The sequence below is a fragment of the Clostridium rhizosphaerae genome, from assembly GCF_016765585.1.
Taxonomy (GTDB): domain Bacteria; phylum Bacillota; class Clostridia; order Clostridiales; family Clostridiaceae; genus Clostridium_AT; species Clostridium_AT rhizosphaerae.
Map to the genome: position 1 here is coordinate 53,197 of NZ_JAESWC010000014.1, position 23,247 is coordinate 76,443.

26 protein-coding genes and 2 riboswitches are annotated in these 23,247 nt (G+C 33.0%); of the genes, 7 read left to right on the plus strand and 19 right to left on the minus strand.

Annotation, left to right across the window (positions count from 1 at the left end; translation table 11 throughout):
• Positions 1-27: 27 nt before the first annotated feature.
• From JK636_RS16265 to rfbD, 6 genes are all read right to left on the minus strand, one after another.
• On the minus strand, positions 28-567 hold the full coding sequence (locus JK636_RS16265) for a ribonuclease FAU-1 family protein (RefSeq protein ID WP_202750051.1): 540 nt from the start codon (positions 565-567) through the stop codon (positions 28-30).
• 19 nt (positions 568-586) lie between these two features.
• A complete protein-coding gene (locus tag JK636_RS16270) occupies positions 587-1,156 on the minus strand; it encodes an ElyC/SanA/YdcF family protein (protein ID WP_202750052.1) in 570 nt (189 codons plus the stop codon).
• A 171-nt stretch (positions 1,157-1,327) separates the two neighbouring features.
• On the minus strand, positions 1,328-1,780 hold the full coding sequence (locus JK636_RS16275) for a GNAT family N-acetyltransferase (protein ID WP_202750053.1): 453 nt from the start codon (positions 1,778-1,780) through the stop codon (positions 1,328-1,330).
• Positions 1,777-2,346 carry a hypothetical protein gene (locus tag JK636_RS16280; protein WP_202750054.1) on the minus strand — a complete coding sequence of 190 codons (570 nt, stop codon included), beginning with the start codon at positions 2,344-2,346 and terminating at the stop codon, positions 1,777-1,779. The genes JK636_RS16275 and JK636_RS16280 overlap by 4 nt, the downstream gene beginning before the upstream one ends.
• 1 nt (position 2,347) lies before the next feature.
• Positions 2,348-3,166: a hypothetical protein gene (locus JK636_RS16285; protein ID WP_202750055.1), complete on the minus strand. Its 819-nt coding sequence runs from the start codon at positions 3,164-3,166 to the stop codon at positions 2,348-2,350.
• Between the two features lie 86 nt (positions 3,167-3,252).
• Positions 3,253-4,134, minus strand: coding sequence for a dTDP-4-dehydrorhamnose reductase (gene rfbD, locus JK636_RS16290; RefSeq protein WP_202750056.1), 882 nt, complete (start codon positions 4,132-4,134; stop codon positions 3,253-3,255).
• A 313-nt stretch (positions 4,135-4,447) separates the two neighbouring features.
• Here rfbD and JK636_RS16295 point away from each other — a divergent pair, with 313 nt between their 5' ends.
• Positions 4,448-4,693: a DUF3243 domain-containing protein gene (locus JK636_RS16295; protein ID WP_202750057.1), complete on the plus strand. Its 246-nt coding sequence runs from the start codon at positions 4,448-4,450 to the stop codon at positions 4,691-4,693.
• An 80-nt stretch (positions 4,694-4,773) separates the two neighbouring features.
• On the opposite strand, the gene JK636_RS16300 is transcribed toward JK636_RS16295, so the two are convergent.
• Both JK636_RS16300 and JK636_RS16305 read right to left on the minus strand, forming a co-directional pair.
• A complete protein-coding gene (locus tag JK636_RS16300; RefSeq protein WP_202750058.1) occupies positions 4,774-5,457 on the minus strand; it encodes a response regulator transcription factor in 684 nt (227 codons plus the stop codon).
• 21 nt (positions 5,458-5,478) lie between these two features.
• A complete protein-coding gene (locus tag JK636_RS16305; protein WP_202750059.1) occupies positions 5,479-6,729 on the minus strand; it encodes an ATP-binding protein in 1,251 nt (416 codons plus the stop codon).
• Positions 6,730-7,014: 285 nt separating this feature from the next.
• On the opposite strand from JK636_RS16305, the gene JK636_RS16310 reads away from it, so the two are divergent.
• Both JK636_RS16310 and JK636_RS16315 read left to right on the plus strand, forming a co-directional pair.
• Positions 7,015-7,929, plus strand: coding sequence for an ABC transporter ATP-binding protein (locus tag JK636_RS16310; RefSeq protein WP_202750060.1), 915 nt, complete (start codon positions 7,015-7,017; stop codon positions 7,927-7,929).
• On the plus strand, positions 7,929-8,753 hold the full coding sequence (locus tag JK636_RS16315; RefSeq protein ID WP_202750061.1) for an ABC transporter permease: 825 nt from the start codon (positions 7,929-7,931) through the stop codon (positions 8,751-8,753). Before JK636_RS16310 ends, JK636_RS16315 begins: the two co-directional genes overlap by 1 nt.
• Before the next feature lie 91 nt (positions 8,754-8,844).
• On the opposite strand, the gene JK636_RS16320 is transcribed toward JK636_RS16315, so the two are convergent.
• The 3 genes from JK636_RS16320 to modA form a co-directional block, all read right to left on the minus strand.
• A complete protein-coding gene (locus tag JK636_RS16320) occupies positions 8,845-9,906 on the minus strand; it encodes a sulfate/molybdate ABC transporter ATP-binding protein (RefSeq protein WP_202750062.1) in 1,062 nt (353 codons plus the stop codon).
• Between the two features lie 68 nt (positions 9,907-9,974).
• The gene (gene modB / locus JK636_RS16325; protein WP_202750063.1) at positions 9,975-10,643 is read right to left on the minus strand and encodes a molybdate ABC transporter permease subunit; all 669 of its coding nucleotides are present in this window, start codon (positions 10,641-10,643) and stop codon (positions 9,975-9,977) included.
• Between the two features lie 175 nt (positions 10,644-10,818).
• Positions 10,819-11,595, minus strand: a complete 777-nt coding sequence (gene modA, locus JK636_RS16330; RefSeq protein ID WP_202750064.1) for a molybdate ABC transporter substrate-binding protein — start codon at positions 11,593-11,595, stop codon at positions 10,819-10,821.
• 191 nt (positions 11,596-11,786) lie between these two features.
• Here modA and JK636_RS16335 point away from each other — a divergent pair, with 191 nt between their 5' ends.
• Entirely contained in the window at positions 11,787-12,308 is a 522-nt protein-coding gene (locus tag JK636_RS16335) for an excisionase family DNA-binding protein (protein ID WP_202750065.1), read from the plus strand.
• A gap of 162 nt (positions 12,309-12,470) precedes the next feature.
• Here the strand turns inward: JK636_RS16335 and JK636_RS16340 are convergent, their stop codons facing one another.
• From JK636_RS16340 to JK636_RS16375, 8 genes are all read right to left on the minus strand, one after another.
• Positions 12,471-13,955, minus strand: a complete 1,485-nt coding sequence (locus tag JK636_RS16340) for a hypothetical protein (protein WP_243428254.1) — start codon at positions 13,953-13,955, stop codon at positions 12,471-12,473.
• A gap of 139 nt (positions 13,956-14,094) precedes the next feature.
• On the minus strand, positions 14,095-14,979 hold the full coding sequence (locus tag JK636_RS16345; RefSeq protein ID WP_202750067.1) for a class I SAM-dependent methyltransferase: 885 nt from the start codon (positions 14,977-14,979) through the stop codon (positions 14,095-14,097).
• Positions 14,980-15,107: 128 nt separating this feature from the next.
• A complete protein-coding gene (locus JK636_RS16350) occupies positions 15,108-15,641 on the minus strand; it encodes a hypothetical protein (RefSeq protein WP_202750068.1) in 534 nt (177 codons plus the stop codon).
• Positions 15,642-15,735: 94 nt separating this feature from the next.
• Positions 15,736-16,392, minus strand: a complete 657-nt coding sequence (locus JK636_RS16355) for a response regulator (protein ID WP_202750069.1) — start codon at positions 16,390-16,392, stop codon at positions 15,736-15,738.
• Positions 16,393-17,559: a sensor histidine kinase gene (locus JK636_RS16360; RefSeq protein ID WP_202750070.1), complete on the minus strand. Its 1,167-nt coding sequence runs from the start codon at positions 17,557-17,559 to the stop codon at positions 16,393-16,395.
• 3 nt (positions 17,560-17,562) lie between these two features.
• The gene (locus tag JK636_RS16365; RefSeq protein WP_202750071.1) at positions 17,563-18,069 is read right to left on the minus strand and encodes a GNAT family N-acetyltransferase; all 507 of its coding nucleotides are present in this window, start codon (positions 18,067-18,069) and stop codon (positions 17,563-17,565) included.
• A 19-nt stretch (positions 18,070-18,088) separates the two neighbouring features.
• Entirely contained in the window at positions 18,089-18,481 is a 393-nt protein-coding gene (locus JK636_RS16370) for a DUF2500 domain-containing protein (protein WP_202750072.1), read from the minus strand.
• Between the two features lie 134 nt (positions 18,482-18,615).
• Positions 18,616-19,815: a M20 family metallopeptidase gene (locus tag JK636_RS16375; RefSeq protein ID WP_202750073.1), complete on the minus strand. Its 1,200-nt coding sequence runs from the start codon at positions 19,813-19,815 to the stop codon at positions 18,616-18,618.
• Between the two features lie 93 nt (positions 19,816-19,908).
• Positions 19,909-20,019: riboswitch (SAM riboswitch) on the minus strand.
• Positions 20,020-20,187: 168 nt separating this feature from the next.
• Positions 20,188-20,299, plus strand: a riboswitch (SAM riboswitch).
• A 152-nt stretch (positions 20,300-20,451) separates the two neighbouring features.
• On the opposite strand from JK636_RS16375, the gene JK636_RS16380 reads away from it, so the two are divergent.
• From JK636_RS16380 to JK636_RS16390, 3 genes are all read left to right on the plus strand, one after another.
• Entirely contained in the window at positions 20,452-21,531 is a 1,080-nt protein-coding gene (locus JK636_RS16380) for a methionine ABC transporter ATP-binding protein (protein ID WP_202750074.1), read from the plus strand.
• A complete protein-coding gene (locus JK636_RS16385) occupies positions 21,479-22,159 on the plus strand; it encodes a methionine ABC transporter permease (RefSeq protein ID WP_202750075.1) in 681 nt (226 codons plus the stop codon). Before JK636_RS16380 ends, JK636_RS16385 begins: the two co-directional genes overlap by 53 nt.
• Before the next feature lie 77 nt (positions 22,160-22,236).
• Entirely contained in the window at positions 22,237-23,073 is an 837-nt protein-coding gene (locus tag JK636_RS16390; protein ID WP_202750076.1) for a MetQ/NlpA family ABC transporter substrate-binding protein, read from the plus strand.
• The last annotated feature ends 174 nt before the right edge of the window (positions 23,074-23,247 follow it).

The following is a 23,247-nucleotide window of genomic DNA, read 5'->3' on the forward strand; positions in this document are numbered from 1 at the left end:
AATCCCCCTTTATTTATTAACTAAAATTTATTTTACTAAAGCCTTTATTGTTTTAAAGTATTTTTTGCTGAAGGCTGTCAGCTGCTCTACATTTATGTTTTCCATAATTCTTTTAGCTTCTTTATAGGCCGCCTCATAATCTTCTTTTGATATTTCTTTATTATCTAAGGCTTCATTCAGCTCATCCTCATCAAGCAACAAAATATTATCAGGAGGCAATACTACCACATCTAAATACATATCATCAAAATATGGAATCCCTCGGTCATTAACTCCACTTTCTCTTATAATATCGAAATACCATTGAACAATTTCCTGTTTTTCATTAATCATAGTTGTAAGGCAGTACTTTCCACCCTTAGGAAGACACTCCAGCCATACATATCCCTCTTTAGCCAGGCAAAAATCTCTACCAAGCATATTTTTAATCAAGGGTTCTCTAGTTTTATCTATAAAAACTGCAGCAATGTATCCGCAGAAACTTTCATCTTCTATATATGTATAATAAAATCTTTTTCTTAGAACTCTCCTCCAGTTAGGTCTATCAAGAAATTTTCTCTCAACCATAATTTTTCACCACCTTAACTTATTCTTTGCAAGAAACCCACTTGCTTATTTCACCTTCAAAATACCTGCCTATCTTAGAAACTTCACCCATAACAAGTGAAATCTTTTCACTATCTAAAAACCAGTTATCTTTTGTAGTTTTTCTTCTATCTAAAACTGGTGACACATAAAACTCAACATCTAAAGGAAAAGCTGTCTTGTAAGTCAAAAGAGCTCTTCTTGAATGATAACCCTTACAAACTAAAATTGCCTTTTTAACATCTATATTATTATCCCTTAAAACCTTCCAGGATAAATTCGCATTGTCAAAAGTGTGCTTAGCCTTATCTTCTTTTAGTATAGCCTTTTCAGGAATACCTAACTTAATACCGATATTTTTTAAAAACTCCCATTCAGACTCATACTCTGGTATTCTGTAATTTGGACCTCCTGTAGGCAGAATATATGGAGCAAAGCCATTATGATACAGCTCTGCAGCTCTTTCCATCAGTTCAGGCACAGTTCCACCAGGGACCAATATTACATCTGACTTCTTTATATCAGTTTCAACAAAAATAAAATCCGTTATACAATCAAATGGGTAATTCACTTTATTTGCCCCCTTTTACTCGAAGCGTTATGTGGTCTATATGACTTATCCTAATTTCATCTTATTTACTATATTCCACAAAATTTTCTCATTTCCTTTTTATGTACAAATAAAAAATAGACTGATTCACCTATTGTTGAAACAGTCTATTTTAGCTTTTCTCGCTTGTTATTATAATACTTTTTCAAATTCTGTTAGATAAAAGTTTTTACTAACTTCAATATCCTTGTTCTTTTTAAATCTATTTTTTATATATAATTTTACAGCAGGTAAATTATCCTTTCCAGTGCATACTATTATTTTTTCAATATTATTATCAACTTTTTCAACAAAACTGATAAGTTCTCCAGCAACACCTCTCCTGAAAAAGTCCGGATGTACCGCAACCCTATGTATATCCAATATATTATCAAAAATTTTATAAGATATGATTCCTGCTAATCTATCTTCTAAATAATAACCATAAAAAATCTCGTCACATTCTTTTAAGCTGTCAACTGTATCCTTCAAAGTTGGTATATCATAGAAGCCTATAATGTCGACTTCAATTTTATATGAAGCAAACTGAATTTTGAGCACTTGCTCTGCTGTTTCTATATTTTTTAAATCAAGCTTTTTAATCATACCTTCCCATCTCCTAACACATTCATAGCCTTTCTAAATAGCCCAACTATAGGAAGGGTAAATATAATGTTTAATAAAATTATAACTGCTCCTATCATAGACATATCTTGAGACAGATTAATTGAAAACGGTAAATATAGGACTAATGCAATTACAGTTATAGAATAGTATTTAAATCTGTATTCAGCATTTGATTTAAGCTCCTCTTCTCCTCTACTGCTAGCCAGCAAATATATACTCCTGCATAAAATATATATTAAGTATACTGTTACAAGTGATGTAAAGCTCCCTATCAAAAGTGAAAATAAATTTATATTTTCTTTTTGATTTACTATATATCCTGTAGTAAAATAGCTTATCGCCTTAACTAGGCTTATACTTAGCAAAATAATCAAAGGAGCTTTTGCCTTTTTATAAAATTCGTGCTGCTGCTGCAAGGGTATTAATCCAGCATATATGAGGAAGTAGCCTATAAAATCAGGAAGAAGATTTATTCCACCAAGATTAAAGTCAAAAATTATAAATATCATTCCCCAAAACAGTTTGTTATAGCCAGCCTCATACATATTACTTATCTCCTTTGCTCAGCATAGACTTAATATTATATTGATCAGGAAACTGCTTTATATAATTCATATAAATTGAACTATAGCCCTTAACTCCTGAAGCATCTTCTGTAAGTATGTCAGCTGAAAGATTGTATATATTATTATTTTCTAAACTGTCTTTATCAAAATTAAAAAAATAATTAACCCTTACTTCTTCTCCATTCTTTATTATCAAAGGGAATTTAATATCTTTTAAATCTTCATTATTAATAGTAAGTTTTATGCCCTTATTTATAAGCTCCGGAAACTTGCAACTAACCCCCGTAATATTGATATCTTTATCAGCAATAAATCTTGTACTGCCGGTATTATCGCTGCCGCTGCTTACATAATTTGATTTCAAAGCTGGGGTTTGATTATTTCCGCTGTCATAAAGATATATCTTGCCTATATCTACCTTAATAACTCTTCCGCTTATAAATTGCACTTCTGCCTTTGTTATAAGCTTATTCTTATATTTATCAGAAGTATCACTGTTTGCTGCTACATATATTTCATTAAGTTTATAATATCTCCTATCTGTGTTTCTATCATTTACATGAAATTCTGCAATATCCTCATCAATCTCAGGAAAGGTGATTCTAATAATCTCATCCTTATCATTTATATTTGATATATAATAAAGCCCAAAACCTTTCATCCCTTGTTTTATATCATAAAAATGCTTTATAAAAATTGGCTCTTTCAATAGGTGAGCCTTATAGTAAACTATATTTCCTGTCCATATAATTATTAAAAGCAAAGCTCCAAGAATAACTTTCTTTTTACTTATATTCATAGGGATATCTCCTTAATTATGGTGAATTTATATAATATATTCTATAAATTCTGAAAATATCCTTTTAATAATAGCTTCTCTATTTTCTAATAAGCCACATTATTAATAAACTTTTCTAACGCTTCCTCCCAAGGCCTCATCTCATCTCCAACTGTACATCTCAGCATCATATTATCTAAGACAGAATATCCTGGACGTTTTGCTATACTTGAATACTCTTCTGTAGTACATGGAATTACTTCACAAGGTATATTTGCAAGCTCAATAATTTTAGCTGCAAAATCATACCAGCTGCATTCTCCATGTCCTGAGCAATGATAAACACCATATTCCTCAGTTACTATTAGTTTTAATATATGATGAACTATGTCTTCAACATTTGTTGGATTACCCTTTTGGTCCTTGACTACCTTTAAGCTTCCTTTCTCTTTAGCTGTTTTAAGTATTGTGTAAACAAAGTTCTTTCCATTATAACCGTATACCCAGGATGGTCTTACAATAAAATACTTTGAACAAAACTCCTTAACGAAATCATCACCCATCATTTTGCTTTTACCGTACACACTCTGAGGGCAAGCTTTATCGTATTCTCTAAAAGGTTTATTTCCTTCTCCGCTGAAAATATAGTCAGTAGAAATATGAACTAGTTTTGCACCAATATTATCACAGGCTATAGACAAATTTTTTGCGCCTAAAGCATTAACTTTAAAGGCTAAATCTTCATTAGTCTCGCAGCCATCTACATTTGTATAAGCTGCTGCATTAATAATCACATCCGGCTTAACTTCATAAATTAATTCATTAACTTTATTAAAATTTGTTATATCGAGATCCTTTGAGCTCTTTCCTATAATCTCTGCATTTATAATTTCTTTTGGAATGCAGCCCAATTCTGATTTTCCTTTATTAATTATATCTATAAGCTGAGAGCCTAACTGTCCTTTTGCTCCTGTTACTAAGATTTTCATATACTCTTACCTCAACTTTTTAATTTTTTTATAGCAAAGCCTCATAATTAGTGCGTATTCTTATATTCTTTTATTCTTATAATTATTTGTTGTTATATTTACACGTAAAGTATTCTATTTTTTATTTTTAATTCCTTTATTGCTCTTAAAATTTCAAAACGCTGAAACGCTGGGGCGTTGGGGCGTTGGGGACGGTTAACAATAATTCAGTACTTCATAAAGTAAAATTGTTAACCGTCCCCTAGTTTCTTACATATATTCTTCATAAATTCTAATACTATTTACGACTATATATTAAAAGGAGAGATATATAATGGATTTATTAGATAATTGGGGCAAATGGAAAACCATACTTGGAAAAGCTGTTGATTTAGGACAGACGATGGGACTTTCAGATCATACTATTACAAATGTTTCAGAAAAAATCGGCACTTATCTTTCAAATAATGTAGATCCTCACAACGATGAAGAAAGACTTTTAAAACAATTATGGGATGCTGCAAGCGATGAAGAGAGAAAAACTTTAGCTAAGCTTGTTGCCGAGATTTCAGACAAGTAATCCTTAATATCTTGTGACTATTTTATTATAAAAAACATTATGGTTTAAGTGTCCCTATCAAAGTGATAGGGACACTTAAACTATTTAAATCTGTAACCAGTACCCCACAGTGTCTCTATAAACTCTGGGTTAGCTGGATCCTTTTCTATCTTTTTTCTTATCTTTTGTATATGAACTGGCACTGTTGCAGTCTCTACGCTAAACTCATCTCCCCAAATCTTATCGAAGATATGTTCCTTTGTAAACACAATATTAGGGTTTGACGCAAGTAAAAGTAAAATCGCATATTCTTTGGAAGTCATCTGAACCTCTTTCCCATATACAAATACTCTATGTGATGCAGTATTTATCTCCAGTCCCCCACGATTTATAATTTCTGAAGCTGCGCTGCTTCCTTTCAGCCTGTTATACCTATTTATGTGAGACTTTATTCTTGCAGCTAACTCTGCTGGGCTAAATGGCTTTGTTAAATAATCATCAGCACCATAATCCAACACTCTTATTTTATCTATATCTTCTGTTCTTGCCGAAACCACAATTATAGGTATCTCAAGATTTTTTCTTATTTCCTTTGTTACCTCATAGCCACTTTTACCAGGAAGCATCAAATCTACGATGATAACATCATAAATTCCGGTTAAGGCCATTTTAAGCCCCTGAGTTCCGTCTTGAACAATTTCAGCCTTAAAGCCGTTAAGCTGCAAATAATCACGTTCCATCTCAGCAATATTTATATCATCCTCAATTATTAAAATCTGCTGCATACTTATTACCCCTTTTCAAAATTATTTGTCTAAAGGAAGCATTATTGTAAAGCACGTACCATCATTCTCTTTATTTTTGGCTGTTATACTTCCTCCGTGTGCTTCTACAAGCTCTTTCGCAATTGCAAGCCCAAGCCCTGTACTCATCAAATTTTTAGTCCTTGCATAATCAACTCTATAAAATCTGTCAAAAATGTACGGCAGCTTATCTTCAGGTATTATCGGTCCATTATTAAATATATCAATATACGCTTCACCATTCTTCTCATATAACTTTACGTTTATTGATGTTTTTCCCTCATAGCCATACTTTACCGCATTTCCAACAATATTGCTGAATATTTGCTGAATCCTTTTTCTATCTATATTTACATTTGGATTAATTCTCATCTCATCTACATAATCAAACTGTATCTGCCTATCCTCAAGCTCAAATTTAAATTCCTCCATTAGATCATTCATAAAAGCTTTAAGACTTATATTCTCAAAATGGAACTCCAGTTTCTGCATATCCAGCTTGGAGAACAGGAAAAGATCATCGATAAGCTTATTCATGTATAATGCATTATTATGTATAATCTGATGATATTTATTTACAGTCTCCTTGGGTAAATCTTCCCTTTCCGACATAGTTTCAATATAGCCTTGAATCGAGGCAATAGGAGTCTTTAAATCATGTGATATATTTGCTATCAATGCTTTTCTGTTTTCTTCATATACTGTCTTTAATTTTTCACTTTCCTTTAGTTTTCTTGCCATATCATTGAACGAATCTATTAAGCTGCTTATTTCGCTTGTCACATCACATTCAATATTCACATCGTAGTTCCCTCTGGAGATTTCGTCCACACCCTTTTTTAACTGTCCTATTGGCACAAATATACTCTTTTCAACTCTAAGATTAAATAGAATTTGATTAACTCCTCCTATACCGACAATTACCGCAAGACCTATTGCAACTGCTTTCATACCAAAATATCTAAATATAAAAAACCATATTAATAAATTAAACAATATAATAAAAACATGTGAATATCTATTACGTCTTTGGTACCATTGCAGTCCTTTTTGTTCATGATGAAGTTCATCAACCTTTTTCTGAAACTCGGTTCTCAATCGACGAATTTCATCGTGATTTCTTTGATGCTCCTTCATCATCTCTCTATGGAGTGCATCCTCCAATTTATGCTTCTCCCTATGGTTGATTAAGAATTTCTTAAATCTTAAAAACAGATTTTTAAGATGGTTTTGATTATCGTGTCTTTTATTCATAATTTAACCTTTATATTATCCCTTCATAAATATTTAGTATCTTTCATTTGTAATAATCTTAATATATACCTTTAAAAATCTTTTAAAGCAATTTTAAAGATTCTATAAAGATAATATCATAACTTCAATTATTTAAAAAAGCTTTAAACATCTTTATAAATTCTTTAAAAATTCTTTAATAGGGTTTTAAAATAAACCATTAACATTATCCTGTAAGCAAAACGCAGGTAAGATAAAAAATAGTAGTCTTTATCTTACTCATAAAAAATACAGGAGGGTTATGCTATGTCAAATATAATTGAAGTTAAAAACTTTACTAAAAAATATGGTGATTTTGCAGCAGTAGATAATATTTCTTTCAATGTAGAGGAAGGGACAGTTTTTGCCTTCCTTGGACCAAACGGTGCAGGAAAAAGTACAACTATAAATACCCTTTGCACTATAATAAATAAAACCGAGGGAGACTTAAGAATTAACGGCTATGAGGTTTCCGAGCATAAGGGCAAGGTTAGAGAGGATATAGGAATAGTGTTTCAGGAAAGTACACTTGATAGCAAACTAACTGTTGAAGAAAACTTAAAATTTCACTGTGAATTTTATAAAGTTCCTAAAGACGATATCAAAAAAAGAATAGACTTTGTACTAGACTTGGTAGACCTAAATGATTGGAGAAAGGCTCCAGTTAACAGTCTTTCCGGAGGTATGAAAAGAAGGGTTGAGATTGCAAGGGGACTTGTTCATTATCCTAAAGTATTATTTTTAGATGAACCAACTACCGGGCTTGATCCACAAACAAGAGCAAATATATGGGACTATATCTATAAGCTTCAAAAACAGGAGAACATAACAATATTTTTAACAACACATTATATGGATGAAGCAGAAATTTGTGATAAAGTTGCCATTATGGATCACGGAAAGATAGTTGCTTTTGATTCTCCCTATAATCTAAAAAAGCAATATACCTCTAATATAACAAGAATCAAGGTTTCAAATTCTAATGAGCTTGATCAGTATCTGAGAAATCAATCAATGGAGTTTAATTTTAATAACGGACTTTTCACAATACAATCAAGCAAAATAAATCATATTTTAGAAATAGCTTCTAAGTTCAAAGCTTCCATTATTGATTTTGAAACTACTAAAGGAACTCTCAATGATGTATTTTTGACCATAACCGGAAAGGAGATTAGAGCATAATGCGAGGAATGATAGCTATTATAAAAAGAAACTTAACTAATTTCACAAGGGACAAACTAAAGTTATTTTTTTCAATATTTATGTCTGGATTTTTTCTATTTATATTTTCATTTGTAATGAAACCAACTCAAGGTGTTGATCAGCCCCTTAATTATCTTATTTCGGGAATAATAATTATGACAGTTTTTCAATCAGCACTGAGCAATTCTACCAGTATTATAGAAGATATGTCCATGGGATTTATGAAGGAAATAATAGTTTCGCCTGTAGCAAGATGGCAAATATCAATTGGACAGGTACTTTCTTCAACTATTATAGCAGTGCTTCAAGGCATATTAGTAATTATTATTGCACTTTTTATGGGTCTTAAAATAGATGTTCTCCAATTTATAGAAATGACTGGAGTAATGCTTGCAGTAGGTATAACCTTTGGTTCAATCGGCCTTTACTTAGCATCACTTGCTAAAAGCTCAACTACTTTTCAAATTATGATTACGGCCTTTACTATGCCCCTTACCTTCTTATCCGGCGCATATATACCAACCACAGTTATGCCTAAAATCTTACGTCCTTTTGTTTATATTAATCCACTGACCTACACTACCTCCATTTTTAGATATATAACATTAAAGATGGAAAACTTAACTACTGACACTCTTGTGCAGGCAGGGGTAGCCTTTAATGTTCACGGATTTATAATTAAGCCTTATATGGGACTTTTTATCATATTAGGTATAGGAGTTATTTTCTTTGCATTGTGTGTTATACAGTTTAATAAAGCAGATTTTTCAAATGTTAAGGTGTTTAATCACAATCACAAATAGATACTAATAAATACTCATAAAATTCAGGCCCATGAATCTCAAATGATTAATGGGTTTGAGTTTTATTATGATAAAATTTGTTGTATACGTGCTATTCAAGCAGCAAAATAGCCTCTTCAGGAACTTTCAAATATACATTTTCTTTATCTTTTCTATCTTTCCACTCCTCTTTATTAATCTTAAATAATATATCTGCATTGCTATTTTCTTTGCTGCTTTCTTTATTCTGAAGAAAAATGTTATATTCAAATACATCTTCGACAATCTTATCAATTCTGCATTTCATTACATTCTTCTCACTCTCTGCCTTATCAACATCAATAGCTTTAAAATCATGTGTATGAATTCCAATATATTTAGTATTTTTAGTTATTATTCTTTCCGTCTCCAAAATAATGCCCCAGTCAATGGCGTAAACTGTATTGGAAGTTAAAATCTCGCATCTTGAAATATTTTTGCAACCTATAAGTTGTGCTGCTGCATGCAATTTAGGCTGATTAAAAACTTCCTTAGTATCCCCCAGTAAAACTGATTTTCCTTTATCAATAATTGCAAGCTTTTTACAAAACCTGTATACCTCATTCATACAGTGAGAAACCATCATGACTTCTCCATCATATAATTTTAGAAGCTCTAGTACTCCATCCTGTAGCTGATCCTTTAAGTGTGAATCCAATGCAGAAAACGGCTCGTCTAGCATCAATATTTCTGGTTTATATATTATACACCTTGCCAGTGCTGCCCTTTGCTGCTGTCCACCTGAAATCTGATTTGGATATTTATTTTCTAGTCCCTTCAAGTGAAAGGCTTCTATCATTTTACTTACTTTCTGTTCTTTTTCCTTTTTAGTAAGTGCTAATCCCATATTTTCTTCAACTGTCATGTGAGGAAACAGAGCATAATTTTGAAACAAATAACCAATATTTCTATCTTGAGGCTTAAGATTAATTTTTTTCTTAGAATCAAACAAAACCTTTCCGTTAAGCACAATAACACCTTCATCAGGAGTTTCAACTCCTGCTATACACTTTAGCGTCATACTTTTTCCGCTACCGGAAGCTCCCAAAACACCAAGATATTCTCCATCTGTTTTAACAAAAATCTCAAGAGAAAAATCTTTTAATTTCTTCTTTATATCAACTATCAGACTCATAAATTTATCCCTCACCTTAAATATATAATGCAAAAGTTCTAATACATTAATGAAAGAACTTTATTGCATTATAAATATCTTCTTTCCTTAGCTGAAAAATAATTGGTCAAAGCAACAACTATAAAGGATATTAACAAAACGATTATTACATAGTACGAAGCTGCCTTCATATTTCCAGCAGCAACTTCTGCATAGATTGCCAAAGGAAGGGTTCTTGTTGTATTTTCTATATTACCTGCAATCATAGCTGTAGCACCGAACTCGCCAAGCCCCCTGGCAAAGGCCAATATTCCTCCCGCAGCAACCCCGGGCAAGGCAAGCGGCATTATTATACGCCAGAAAATTTTTCTATTAGGCATTCCAAGCGTCCTCGCCGCCATAATTAAGTTTTTATCTACCTGTTCAAAAGCTCCCCTTGCAGACCGATACATAAGCGGAAATGAAATCACTACGGAAGCTATCACCGTAGCTGACCAGGAGAAAACTATTTTCACACCCAAAAATTGCAGCAAAAACCTTCCTAAAGGCCTATTTACTCCGAAGACAATAAGAAGGATAAATCCTATTACTGTAGGCGGTAAAACTAAAGGTAAGGTTAATATGCCGTCCAAAATCATCTTTGTTTTTTCACACTTCATATTCACAATCCATCTTGCAGTAAAAAGCCCTAACAAAAATGTTAAAGCAATAGCTGCCGCTGCAGTTTTGATTGAAATTAGTATTGGTGATATGTGCATATTATTCCTCCTTTTACTCGAAACACTGGGTAGTCTCAGACGCTCGTTCCACTTCGCAGACTACCCGTTGAAATCCATTTAGGATTTCAACCTCCTTTTACTCGAAACACTGGGTAGTCTAGGACGCTCGTTCCACTTCGCAGACTACTCGTTGAAATCCATTTATGGCTTTAACCTATTTACTTGGTGTAAATCCGTAGGATTCAAACACCTTCTTTGCCTCATCACTTTGTAGAAACTCAAGAAGTTTCTTTGAACTATCTTTATTTTTAGAAGCTTTAATTACTCCTGCAGGATAAATTACTTTTGAAACGGTTCCCTCCGGTGCTTCTGCAGTAATTTTTACTTTTTTGTTTGAGGCAGTATCCGTTGAATATACAATTCCAGCATCTACACTGCCTTCAGCAACCCAATTTAATACCTCTGTAACATTTGTTCCAAGGCTGGCCTTTTTAGATACATCCTCCCAAACCTTAAGGTTTGTTAATACTTCCCTTGCATACTGCCCGGCAGGTACGCTTGCTGGGTCTCCAACAGCAATTTTGTCAGCCTTTAAAATATCTTGGAAAGTGCTTATACCCTTCTCATTGTTTACTGGAACTATGAGTACAATTTTGTTTTCTAAAAGCTTAACTACAGAATCTTTATCAATTAAGTCTTTTTTATTTAATTCATCCATTTGCTTCATAGCTGCTGACATAAACACATCTATAGATGCTCCTTGTTCAATTTGCGACTGCAATTTTCCAGAGCTGTCATAGGTTGCTTGAACTTTTATTCCTGGGTATTTTTCCTTAAACATTGGAATAAGTTTTTCATCCATGCAATTTTTTAAGCTTGCCGCAACTGCAACAGTAATAGTTGACTCTTTCGCAGCTCCATTATTACCACAGCCTGTTAAGAAAAACTCTAAGCAAAATACACACAGTAACAAAGTTATAATCTTTTTCATTTTCTCCCCCATATCTTTTAATAATTAATATCTATCTAAACCTCAAACCAATTAAACCGAACTAAACACAATTCAAACTAACTGAACATATTATATATTATTTGTCCCATGCTAAAATTATTACTTTAAGTTCAATTACATTTTATGGTAAAATATTGTATATATTTAAATTATCAAAGCAGGTGAGTTAATTGGAGAACGATATATTATATACACCAGAGGAAATTGCACAAAAACTTAGATTAACAAAAGGCACTGTATATGAAATGATTAAAAGAGGGGAGCTTGAGGCTCACCGCATAGGAAGGTATATTCGCATATCTCAGACCCAATTTGAAAATTATCTTTTAAAATCCAAGGGCTATGATAATATTTATGAAGCCATCTTAAGTCAAGAAGGTAATGACACCTTCGCAAATATTGGTCTGCCAAAAATTCAGGTTGATACTGATCTTACAGGAAAAGTTAAAGTTTCAATCCGCCCTGAAAATATCATATTAAGCATGGGTACATTTATAAGCAGTGCAAGAAATGTCCACAAGGGCAAAGTTATAGACATTATCATTGATGAATCTAAGGCACTTGTAACTGTTGATATAGGCATTCCAATAAAATCGCTTATAACTATCAAATCTTTAGAAGAAATGAGTATTGAAAAAGGAACTGAGCTCTATGTTGTTTTTAAAACTATGTCTGTGATAGTCTATAAATAAAAAACAGCTAAGGTCAAAATTACCCTAGCAGTCTGTCTTATTGTTATTTACTATACTATATTATATATTTTGCCGCCTGCAATTCCTTAAGATTCATGAAAATCTGTTTTTTCAGTACCTTAAGGTGCATAGGCCGCTAGTCAATATATCTTACTCAGTTCATTAACCTTTGGCACTCTCCTCAATAAATTCCCATGTTAATCCATTGTCTTTTGATTGGTACAAGGCTTTACAGCCTTCGTTATAATCTCCATCAGCTCCTTGACCTACCAAAACATTAAGTGTTCCATCTTTTTCATAAGGCATCCCAGGCAAATCAAAAGGATTATACGTTTCACCGTTGCTTAATGTTACTTTTACCCCTGGGATATTTACCTTTCTATAAGATACTCCTCTATCCTCTGTTCGATATAATTGTCCTTTGGTTCCTCCGCTAGAAGATAAACATAAAAATCCAAGCTTATCATTTAAAAAAGTTATTCCTGCTGCAACTCCCAGGGACCCTGAGAACGGATCTTTATTTATTGTCTTCCATGTAGTTCCACCATCAGTAGTGCCTGTTAATGAATAAGCTCTGCTTCCTGCTGCAGCATCAGTTACTTCTAAGCGATATCCAACCTGCTTTGATAAAAAAAATTGTTCTGCAGTATTATTAGATTGGCCGGAACTCTTCTTATTGTCTTTCGAAGGCTCTGCTGTTTTAGTATTATTTAAATTGTCCGTTAAGCTATATCTAATAGGAGCATATAAGTTTTCTTTACCGGGTACATATACAGAAACAAAGTATCCTATTATTTCAGAACGAGCATCTGCAGTAGGGCTTACATTTCCCTTTGAATCAATATAAAAAATACCATTAGTATTGTATCCAAAACTTCGTTTGCCTGAATAAAGGATACCGTACTTATCGTCTGACCAGCTGCTTACAGTTTTCTTAAGTGGAATTACCTTTACCGTATTTATTAATGGCTCCAAAAGCTTATCATCATTGAAACTTGCATTCACATACCCATTTAAATGTACAATTATATTATTTAAGTTTTTGCTGCTATAACTAATCAGATAGCTTTCTGTCTTACCTTTATCATTTTTTCCATAAAGCAACGCATCAAAAGCTGTAATTTTCCCATTTGAATCAAAATCAAGACTAAAGCTGTTTGCAACATATAGCTTTTCAGGCATATGAATTTTTTTATTGATATCTAATAATATACCTTCAATACCGCTTTCATATATATTGCTATGTTCAAGCTTTATGCTTTTTTTATTTTTTAAATCAGCTAAAAACCAGGAGAGCTTTCCATTGTAATTTATTGCACTATGATATATTTTTGCTCCATAAAAACCTGTTATAAATACTATACTTAATATAGCTATAAAATTTCGTATAATTTTATATTGAGAATAAAAGCTATAACCTTCTACATTTTCCTTCGATATAATTGACTGCTTTCTCACTTTTCTAATTATAAAAAATATAGACCATGCTAAAAGAATTACCATACATATCAATAACACAGTTATATTATTATGGATCCTTCCAAATTGGCATAAAGTATATAATTCATAAAACAATATCCAATATACAAATATAAATATTGACCAAGCTAATATTGATAAACCTAATTTTATTTTTGCGCTTTCCATATACTTTTCATTTTCACCTCTGCAATTCATATAAATTTTGCACTGTTCTTTAACATAGTCTTAAATTATAAACACTTGTCGCGATATCTTCTTATCTAGATAAGAAGATATCGCGACAGATAAAAAAAATATAAAATTCTTATTTCATTCCTTCAGCAACAACCATAGCAAACCACTCTCCCTCAAATGGCAGCAAATCAAATTCATTTTTCTCTCCGATTGATTCTCCTATAGTTGTTATATTTATATTATCAAATGCAGCTTTTATATAAGCTCTTTCTATTCCAGACCTTAATGCGAACTCCTCTGCACCAATCACATTATTTTCTTCACAAAATTCCTTTAGAGTCTTAAATCCTTCAGAGTCTTCTTTAAGAATAACATAACTGTCAAATAATGAATGACCGCTTTTTAATACCCTTTTAGCTTCTTTTATTCCTCTAGCAGCTAAATTTAACATATTAGCGATTCCAAAAAAAGATACAGCAGCGTCTATTGTATTATCTTTAAACGGCATATTAGTTGCATCACAAGCTATGTAGTTTACTCTTACTTCAGGATTAATTTTTTTAGCTTTTAGTCTATCATACTTTAATACTATAAAGCTTAAGTCTGTACATATCATTTGTGATTTAACTTTCAGCTGCTTCACCATTTCTATAAATAATGCTCCCCTACCCGTTGCTATATCTAAAATAAATTTATTTTCCTTATTATTAATCTTATCAATAATAAACTTTTTAGTTTTATCCCCTATTATTATTTGATTCTTAGGAATGCCTTCCGATAGTTTTTTATCCATCTCCTCCTCATCATACTGCTCATAAGCTTCTGTCCAGTTATTTGAAAGCTCTTGTTCTACTGATCCGAAATTTATTACTCCTTCTTTGATAACCCAATCATGACCGTCCTTGCAGCTTAACCTTCCTTCGATAATCTCATCATTTTCTTCCTTTTCAACCGTCAAGCTTAACTCCCCATTACATTTTGGACATCTTAATAAATCAAGAATTTCTTTATACACTCTTCCCCAACCCCTTTAAATAAAAATAGTATTTACACTCATTGTATATTAATTGTCACATCATTTCCAGCATCCTCAACGTAAAAAGAGTGCACACTAATGCACTCCAAGTAAATCAATTTTCAATTCTACTCATTTATTTTCTCTTTATTGCCTTTTATAGCCTTATAAAGCATTCTTGCACCAACTATTATTAATACTCCCGGCCATATATTGTTTATAATAACCATTCCAAAGGACCAGTTAAAATACTCTACTGCATAGGTTATTCCACCAAACACAAATAGTATTATGCTTACATATAAAGGCCAATTCCTCTGACCTTTGCTGATTTCCTTATACCAGAAGCTATGAATAAAGTATATTGCTAAAAAGCTGGCCCCTAAGACTCCAAATACTGTAAGTATCTCAGTTTTTTCGCTAACTTTATAGTCATCAGCAAATTTTAAAATCTGAAGCCCAGGAAGTATTATTCCAGGTATTAAAAAACCTATATTTCTATAATTCTTTCTTGCTCCTAATATAAAGTAAACAAACAAGAACGCAGCTCCCATAATAGGAAGTACAAAATTTTCATTTAAAAGCTGTAAATTACCTATAAGTGTTAACCCACCTGCTAAAACCAAAATTGAACCTGTTACTACTTTTGACCTTGAATTCATTTTTTTTACCCTCCATTTATTTGTTTTCTATATTTATAGTATAGTGTGGAGGAGAGTCATATCGAAACTGAAGAAGGTCATATTATAAGTCACATTATAAACCTAATTTTCTTAAATGAATAACAGCAGCAGCTCTGTTTGCTACTCCAAGCTTATTATATATGTTCGTTACATAATTCTTCACAGTTCCAAGACTTATAAAGAGTTTTTCAGAAATATCCTTGTTTGTAAGCCCTGAAGCTATAAGCTTTCCAATTTCAATTTCTCTTTCAGTTAAATCAAAGTCATCCAAATTTAGTTTGTTGTCCTGTTCCTTTTGTGAAAAACTTTTTGATAATCTTGCAGCAAGTTTTGCAGCTATATTTGACTGCATAATCATATTCCCTTCATAACCGTCCCTCATTGCTTGAATTAATTTGTCTCCATGCATGTCTTTAAGCATGTAGCCGCTTGCTCCATTACAGAGGGCATCTACAATATAATCCTCATCATCAAAGGTTGTAAGTATTAGAACTACCGTACTGGGATACTTCTCTTTAATAAGCCTTGTAGCTTCAACTCCATTAAGCTCAGGCATTCTAATGTCCATTAAAACTACATCTGGCTTAAGATTTTCAACTATCTCCAGGCCCTTTTTCCCATTTTCAGCCGTACCTATTACTTCCATATCATCTTCTAAATCTAATATAGTTTTAAGGCCGTCTCTCATAAGAGTTTGGTCATCTATAATAACTATTTTAATCTTGTCCATCTATTTTTCCTTTCCAAGGGGGATTTCTATATATATTTTGCAGCCTTGATTTTTTGCAAGACTTACCTTAAAATCTCCGTTTAACTGCTCTACTCTGTGCTTCATGTTTGAAAGTCCAAAGCCTAGCTCTAGGCTGTCAGCTCCTAAGCCATTATCCATTAAATTAAAAATAACAGAATTATCTCTTTTAGTAATAGAAAGCTTAAATTCACTGCTTTGCCCATGTCTAATACCATTTGTAAGCCCTTCTTGAAGTGCACGCAGCAAAACCCTATGAACATTTTTATCTAAATTCTCAAACTTCTCAAGGCTGTATTCAATTGTAGCACCGCTGTGCTTTTCTGTTTCTTCTATCAATGAAACTATAGAAGGCTCGAATTCTAAAATTTCATCTCCGCTTTTTAAAGCTCTTACAGACTTACGAATATCATTAAGGCCCTTTCTTACCTGCTCTTGGGCAAGCTCCAGCTTTTCTAAAGATAGCTCCATATCCTTTTTCATAAGCCTCTTGGCTGCTTCTAACTCAACAATTACAGTTGTCAGAGTATGCCCAACTGTATCATGAATTTCCCCTGCAATTTTATTTCTTTCTCTTTCAACCAAAAGCTCTTCCTTAGTATCATAGCTTTCCTGAAGCTTCTCATATGCTTTTTCTAATTCTCTCTTAGTCTTATCTAATTTTTCTCTTTGAAGTATCTCAAACTTAGCCACAAAGGAAAAACCAAAAACAAAACCAAAGTTTAAAAGATAGTTAAATACTCTCGGAAGTATTGAAATTAAGCTAGGATAACCAAGCTTAATATAATCTATAATGATAAAAGACAAAAAATTAATAAGTGTAAAAATCAGCCCATATTTTATAGAAAAGCCAATCACGGCTCGTCCAGTTAAAATGAAAAATAGAATTTCAGAAGCTCCTGAAACGTCAATTCGAGCAATCCAATAAATAAGAGCGCTCTCTAAAAATATATTTATTTTAAATGCATTGTCCTTACTGTTTAATACTTCCCCTAATTTATCTATTGTTGTCAGGGAAAAACATAGTAGTCCTATTAGCACTGCCATCATAATTATGTTGTTTCCCTTATAAGTGAGCATGTATACGCTTGCCCAAATAAGAAAAATCCATAAGATTATATTCAATATTTTTTCTGTTTTTTTATCCATTAATTATCTCCTGTTGTCTATCCAATACCTACACTTATATTCTTCAATATTTTCAAGCTTTCCACCATTTGTTTCTATAACTTTTCTCGATGCAATATTATCTTCATTACAGGTTAATAAAACATCATCTATCTCCTTCTTTTTTGCTTCCTTTAAAAGCTCATCAAGCATTATTTTTCCGTAGCCCTTCCCTCTTTTTGAAGGTATAATTGCATATCCAATATGTCCACCAACTCTAAGGAGTGCATCTGTAAGTCGGCTTCTAAGCTTGCCTATACCTACAGGTTTCTCATCAATAATTAACCAATACATTGTCTGAGGCACCTGCCATGAGCTAAGTCCAATTCCTTTAGCCATATTATAATTTCTTTGGAGATATGCAGAAAAATCTTCATAGTCTATTCCATAGGCACTATTTTCAAAGCCATTCTCTCCTTGTCCCATTTCTTGAAGCATTTCATATATATCTTTTCCATCTTCTAAGCTTAATTCTTTTAGCTCTAATTTCATCTTTTGTGCCTCCTCTTTTTTATTTATTGATGTTTCTTATAAAGCCTTTGTATCTGCTGCCTTGGAAAGTAAGCTTTCCTTCATCGCCTTCCACAAGCATTCCGTATTCATTACCTGATACTATAAATTCCATCCTGTCTCCGCTTTCTACCTCAAAGGTCACGTAGTAAGTGGAGGTAGTACTATGGCTCATATTATTATCATTATTGTGCATACTTTCTGATACATTTACTCTTTTCGCTACAATCTTTGCTATAACTGTAAGTACAGGCTGTGCATTATTATAGTTCCAGGTTTTAAGCCCCTTAAATATTGTAAATATGACAATTGCAAAAATTATAATGAATATTATAGTCATAAAGGCTGGTACTGCACTAAACATAAAACCGTCAAAACCGCTGCCTGGCATCATTATTAACCCCTCCAATATTCTCTTTCTTAATTCCAATATATTCTATATGGCATTTATAATTCCTTCTTACAAAATTATTATTTAAACATAATATAAAAAAGAAGGATATTTTCTATCCTCCTTTTGCATTAAATTTAACTAATATTTGATTTTCGGAATTCCTCTTTTATTTCGCTAAGCTTTTCTTTATTTATTATGAGTTCAAGGGCAGTAATAGCTAAAGCTTTTGCTCCGGTTATTAAAGCCTCATCTCCTTCTTTAGAGGCTGCAGCAGTGCAGAACTCATGGGTATGACCAACCAGGCTCTCCGGTCCAATCTTTATATATGGATGAATTGTTGGTACAACTTGGCTTATGTTTCCGGCATCCGTTGAACCTAAGCCTCTCTCCGAATTTACATCTATCTCCAAGCCTAATAATTCAGCACTTTCTGCGAATATTTGATCAAACCTTTTATTTATAAGCAAGTTATCAACTTCATTTTGAAAAGCTATTATATTGAGCTTTGCACCTGTTGCTAAAGCGGCTCCTTGAGCTATATTTTTAATTTTTTCAGTAACTTCGCTGCAGATCTTTCTTGTAGCTGCACGTATAAAAAATCTAGCTTTAGCATAGCCTGGCACAATATTTGGTGCTTCTCCTCCATGAGTTATAATCCCATGAATTCTTACATCTGTTGTAACATGCTGTCTCAAAGCATTAATTCCGACAAAAAGCTGAATTACGGCATCCAACGCATTGATACCTTTTTCCGGGGATGCTGCTGCGTGAGCAGATTTTCCTATATACTCAAAATCTAAAGGATCTACAGCCAAAGAGCTTCCAGTTACACCTGTCTTGTTTGAAGGATGAATCATCATACATGCATCTATTCCTTTAAGCAGTCCATGCTTTACAAAGCTTGCCTTTGCACTTCCGTTTTCTCCGCCTTCCTCTGCTGGAGTACCCAATACGACTGCCTCTCCTCCTATTTCTTCTAGAAGCTTAGATAAAGAAATGGCAGAAGCTGTACTCAAGGTTCCTATAATATTATGTCCGCAGGCATGCCCCAGGCCTGGAAGCGCATCATATTCCGCTAAAAAACCTATTACCGTACCCTCAAGTTTTGATGATTTTTTTCTTGCTATAAAAGAAGTCTCATGTCCTGCTACAGCTTTTTCTACAGTAAAGCCTGCTTCTTCTAAAGTATCTGCAAGAAGCCCGGACGCAAAGAATTCCTGATTTCCTATTTCAGGTCTATCATGGATTTGATGGCTTATATTTATAAACTTTTCTTTTTCTCCTTCTATAAAACTCACAAGTCTTTGCTGAAAAGCATTTAATTTATTACTCATTATAAAGCCCCCTTTAAAATTAAAAAATCTTCCTCCGAATTGGAAGAAGATTTTAAAGAAACCCTTAATGGATTATATCTAAAATTACGTTCTTCCTCATCTCTCAGAAACACAATCTGTTGGATTTAGCACCATACAGGCTAATGATACCTGCTGGTTGCTGAGACTTCATTGGGCCAATCCCTCAGTCTCTCTTGATAAGGACGTTTATTAAGTTGAATTGTTTTGAATTATATACCCATTTATATTCACTGTCAACAAATTTATTCCAAAAATATTTATTGAAAAATGAAATTTTATTGTTGACTTACTTCAAAATGCTCTATATAATAAATGACAAGAACAAAAGAACGCACGAAAATCGAATATTAATCCTTATCTAGAGAAGCCGAGGGACTGGCCTTATGACGCTTCAGCAACCAGCATATTTCATTTGTATGTATGGTGCTAAATCCTGCAGACATTATAGTCTGAAAGATGAGGGAAGGTAGAACGCTTTGTCAGGCTGTTTTTATCCTCTTTCCTCATATGGAAAGAGGATTTTTTATTTTTATAGATTTCAATGCAAATCTAGTATTTGAGTTTTTTAAATGCTGATTTACTAATTGGAACTATATAGTTAGGGGGGTATTAAAAATGCTTTGGCTAAAAAATGTTACAAAAACTTATGAAACTAAAGATCATAAGATAGAAGCTGTAAAGGCTGTTAACTTGCATGTGGAACCTGGAAAAATTATGGGCATCATAGGCTACAGCGGAGCAGGAAAAAGCACCTTGATAAGATGCATAAATTTACTTGAGAAACCTACTTCCGGTGAAGTGATTATCGACGGCAGAGACTTAACAAAACTTTCGCCTAAAGAACTTAGAAAAACCAGAGAAAAAGTAGGTATGATTTTTCAGCATTTTAACCTTATGAAAAGCAGAAACGTATTTGAAAATGTTGCTTATCCTTTAAAGGGTAAGGATCTAAGCAAACAGCAAATGAAAGAAAAAGTTGAAAGTCTTCTTGAAATAGTTGGCTTGAGCGACAAAATAACCGCTTATCCCTCGCAGCTTAGCGGAGGACAAAAGCAAAGAGTTGCAATAGCAAGAGCTTTAGCAAATGATCCTAAGCTGCTGCTATGCGATGAAGCTACTTCTGCCCTAGATCCTCAAACAACTCAATCAATTCTAAAGCTTTTAAAAGATATTAATGAAAAGCTTGGTCTGACAATAGTTATTATAACTCACCAGATGGAAGTAGTTAAAGAAATATGCCATAGGGCAGCTATTATGGAAAAAGGACGAATTGTTGAGGAGTCCAATGTAATTGATATTTTTTCAAAGCCTAAAGCTCAAGTGACAAAAGACTTTGTATCAACTGTTTTTCACTATGATAGAGCTTATGAGTTTTTAAATAAGGATTCCTTTATTGAAGAACTTACAGAAGAAGAGATAGTTGCAAGAATATCCTATATCGGTCAAAAGGCAGGTCAGGCCTTTATCTCTAAGATATCAAGAAAATTTAAGGTTGATGCCAGCATAATATTTGGAAATATTGAGCTGATTCAAGAGACTCCAATAGGAAACTTAGTTGTTAAATTTAAAGGCTCCAGAGATGGAATTATAGAATCTATCAATTATCTAAAACAAAATGATATTTACGTGGAGGTGTTAAAAAATGCAACAACTTCTTTATACCTTTATGCCGAATGTAATAGAACTCTTTCCTGATATGATAAAAGCCCTTAGCGAAACACTCCTTATGGTATTTATCGCAGGAAGTATTTCAACCTTAATAGGCATACCAATAGGAGTAATTCTTGTAGTAACTAGGCCCGGAAATATTCTTCAAAACAATCTTATTTACAACCTCACAGGTAAGATTATAAATATATTTCGTTCTATTCCATTTGTTATCCTGCTTGCAGCAATTATACCGATAACACGATTTTTTGTAGGTACAACAATTGGCTTAAAGGGCGCTATTGTCCCTCTAGTCTTTGGTTCTGTTCCATTTGTAGCAAGGCAAATAGAATCTGCACTTCTTGACATAGATAAGGGAATTATTGAAGCAGCAGAGGCCATGGGTTCAAGCCCCTTTGAGATAATTTACAGAGTACTTCTTAAAGAAGGACTCCCAGGAATCATCTATGCTCTTACAATTACAACAGTGAGCTTAATTGGTTTTTCCGCCGTAGCGGGAACTGTTGGGGGAGGCGGCTTAGGAGACTTTGCAATTAGATATGGTTATCAGTATTTTAAGACTGACATTATGATAGCAACTATAATAATTCTTCTTATCTTAGTTAATTTAATTCAAGGCTTCGGGGAACTTTTATTAAAAAAATTAAGTCATTAATTAATATTTAAATAAATTTTATGTACGTAAGGATTAAGATACTTGCGTGCTAAAAAAATATAAGGGGGCATTTAATAATGAAAGCAAAAAAATTATTAATATTATTAGGACTTGTGGTAGGTATAACATCACTAGCAGGCTGCGGCAAAGCTAAAACAACAGCAGCTTCTGAAGACTTAAATAAAAAGCAGGTTATAAAGCTTGGAGTTACTGGAGATGACCATAGAATTTGGGACAATATAAAAACAAGATTGGCAAAAGAGAATATAGAGCTTCAGATTGTAACATTCAGCGATTATGTAAGGCCAAACCAAGCCTTAGCTGATGGTGAAATAGATGCAAATTCTTTTCAGACCGTAGCTTACTTTGAACAGTTTAAGAAAGACAGAAAACTTGATTTAACTTCAATTGGAAATACCGTTTTAGCACCAATGGGGATTTACTCCAGCAATATAAAAGACTTAAAAGAACTTAAGAATAAAGATAAGATAGCAATACCTAATGATGCGACTAATGGAGGAAGAGCTTTACTGCTTCTTCAAGATGCAGGTCTTATTAAGCTTAAAGAAGGCTCAGGTATAACTCCAACAGTTAAAGATGTTGTAAATAATCCAAAAAGCCTTGAAATAATCCCATTAGTAGCAACACAAATTCCAAGGTCTATAAAGGATGTAGCGGCTGCTGCTATAAATAACGGAGTTGCTACAGAGGCAGGCTACTCCCCATTGAAAGATTCAATTTACATTGAAGATACTAAAAAAGAAGGAGCTAAAAATTACTTTAATATTATAGCTGTACGCACAAAAGATAAGGACAGTAAAGTTCTTAAAAGACTAGTTGAAGTCTATCAAACCGATGAAACTAAAAAACTTATAGATGAAACAACTAAAGGTTCCTCAATTCCTGTATTTTAAGATAGGACTTAATAAAGGCCGCAGCTTTTAATAAACTGCGGCCTTTCAAATTAAGACTTATTATTTTTCAAGTAAATATAATGACCATATGCACTATATAAAAGGGCTAAAAGAGCAAGTGTATTTATTATTTTTCCAAATAATCCAAACTTAGTAGTCAATCCTATATAAGCT

What these genes read in the sequence shown, in the direction of transcription:
- JK636_RS16360 (WP_202750070.1), bottom strand. Translation starts at nt 17,559, where the DNA reads ATGGATAAAAAAACAGAAAAAATATTGAATATAATCTTATGGATTTTT.
- JK636_RS16315 (WP_202750061.1), top strand. Translation starts at nt 7,929, where the DNA reads ATGCGAGGAATGATAGCTATTATAAAAAGAAACTTAACTAATTTCACA.
- JK636_RS16280 (WP_202750054.1), bottom strand. Translation starts at nt 2,346, where the DNA reads ATGTATGAGGCTGGCTATAACAAACTGTTTTGGGGAATGATATTTATA.
- modA (WP_202750064.1), bottom strand. Translation starts at nt 11,595, where the DNA reads ATGAAAAAGATTATAACTTTGTTACTGTGTGTATTTTGCTTAGAGTTT.
- JK636_RS16295 (WP_202750057.1), top strand. Translation starts at nt 4,448, where the DNA reads ATGGATTTATTAGATAATTGGGGCAAATGGAAAACCATACTTGGAAAA.
- JK636_RS16265 (WP_202750051.1), bottom strand. Translation starts at nt 567, where the DNA reads ATGGTTGAGAGAAAATTTCTTGATAGACCTAACTGGAGGAGAGTTCTA.
- JK636_RS16300 (WP_202750058.1), bottom strand. Translation starts at nt 5,457, where the DNA reads ATGCAGCAGATTTTAATAATTGAGGATGATATAAATATTGCTGAGATG.
- JK636_RS16275 (WP_202750053.1), bottom strand. Translation starts at nt 1,780, where the DNA reads ATGATTAAAAAGCTTGATTTAAAAAATATAGAAACAGCAGAGCAAGTG.
- JK636_RS16365 (WP_202750071.1), bottom strand. Translation starts at nt 18,069, where the DNA reads ATGAAATTAGAGCTAAAAGAATTAAGCTTAGAAGATGGAAAAGATATA.
- JK636_RS16310 (WP_202750060.1), top strand. Translation starts at nt 7,015, where the DNA reads ATGTCAAATATAATTGAAGTTAAAAACTTTACTAAAAAATATGGTGAT.
- JK636_RS16350 (WP_202750068.1), bottom strand. Translation starts at nt 15,641, where the DNA reads ATGAATTCAAGGTCAAAAGTAGTAACAGGTTCAATTTTGGTTTTAGCA.
- JK636_RS16355 (WP_202750069.1), bottom strand. Translation starts at nt 16,392, where the DNA reads ATGGACAAGATTAAAATAGTTATTATAGATGACCAAACTCTTATGAGA.
- JK636_RS16320 (WP_202750062.1), bottom strand. Translation starts at nt 9,906, where the DNA reads ATGAGTCTGATAGTTGATATAAAGAAGAAATTAAAAGATTTTTCTCTT.
- JK636_RS16370 (WP_202750072.1), bottom strand. Translation starts at nt 18,481, where the DNA reads ATGATGCCAGGCAGCGGTTTTGACGGTTTTATGTTTAGTGCAGTACCA.
- JK636_RS16375 (WP_202750073.1), bottom strand. Translation starts at nt 19,815, where the DNA reads ATGAGTAATAAATTAAATGCTTTTCAGCAAAGACTTGTGAGTTTTATA.
- JK636_RS16305 (WP_202750059.1), bottom strand. Translation starts at nt 6,729, where the DNA reads ATGAATAAAAGACACGATAATCAAAACCATCTTAAAAATCTGTTTTTA.
- JK636_RS16285 (WP_202750055.1), bottom strand. Translation starts at nt 3,166, where the DNA reads ATGAATATAAGTAAAAAGAAAGTTATTCTTGGAGCTTTGCTTTTAATA.
- modB (WP_202750063.1), bottom strand. Translation starts at nt 10,643, where the DNA reads ATGCACATATCACCAATACTAATTTCAATCAAAACTGCAGCGGCAGCT.
- JK636_RS16340 (WP_243428254.1), bottom strand. Translation starts at nt 13,955, where the DNA reads ATGGAAAGCGCAAAAATAAAATTAGGTTTATCAATATTAGCTTGGTCA.
- JK636_RS16390 (WP_202750076.1), top strand. Translation starts at nt 22,237, where the DNA reads ATGAAAGCAAAAAAATTATTAATATTATTAGGACTTGTGGTAGGTATA.
- JK636_RS16385 (WP_202750075.1), top strand. Translation starts at nt 21,479, where the DNA reads ATGCAACAACTTCTTTATACCTTTATGCCGAATGTAATAGAACTCTTT.
- JK636_RS16380 (WP_202750074.1), top strand. Translation starts at nt 20,452, where the DNA reads ATGCTTTGGCTAAAAAATGTTACAAAAACTTATGAAACTAAAGATCAT.
- rfbD (WP_202750056.1), bottom strand. Translation starts at nt 4,134, where the DNA reads ATGAAAATCTTAGTAACAGGAGCAAAAGGACAGTTAGGCTCTCAGCTT.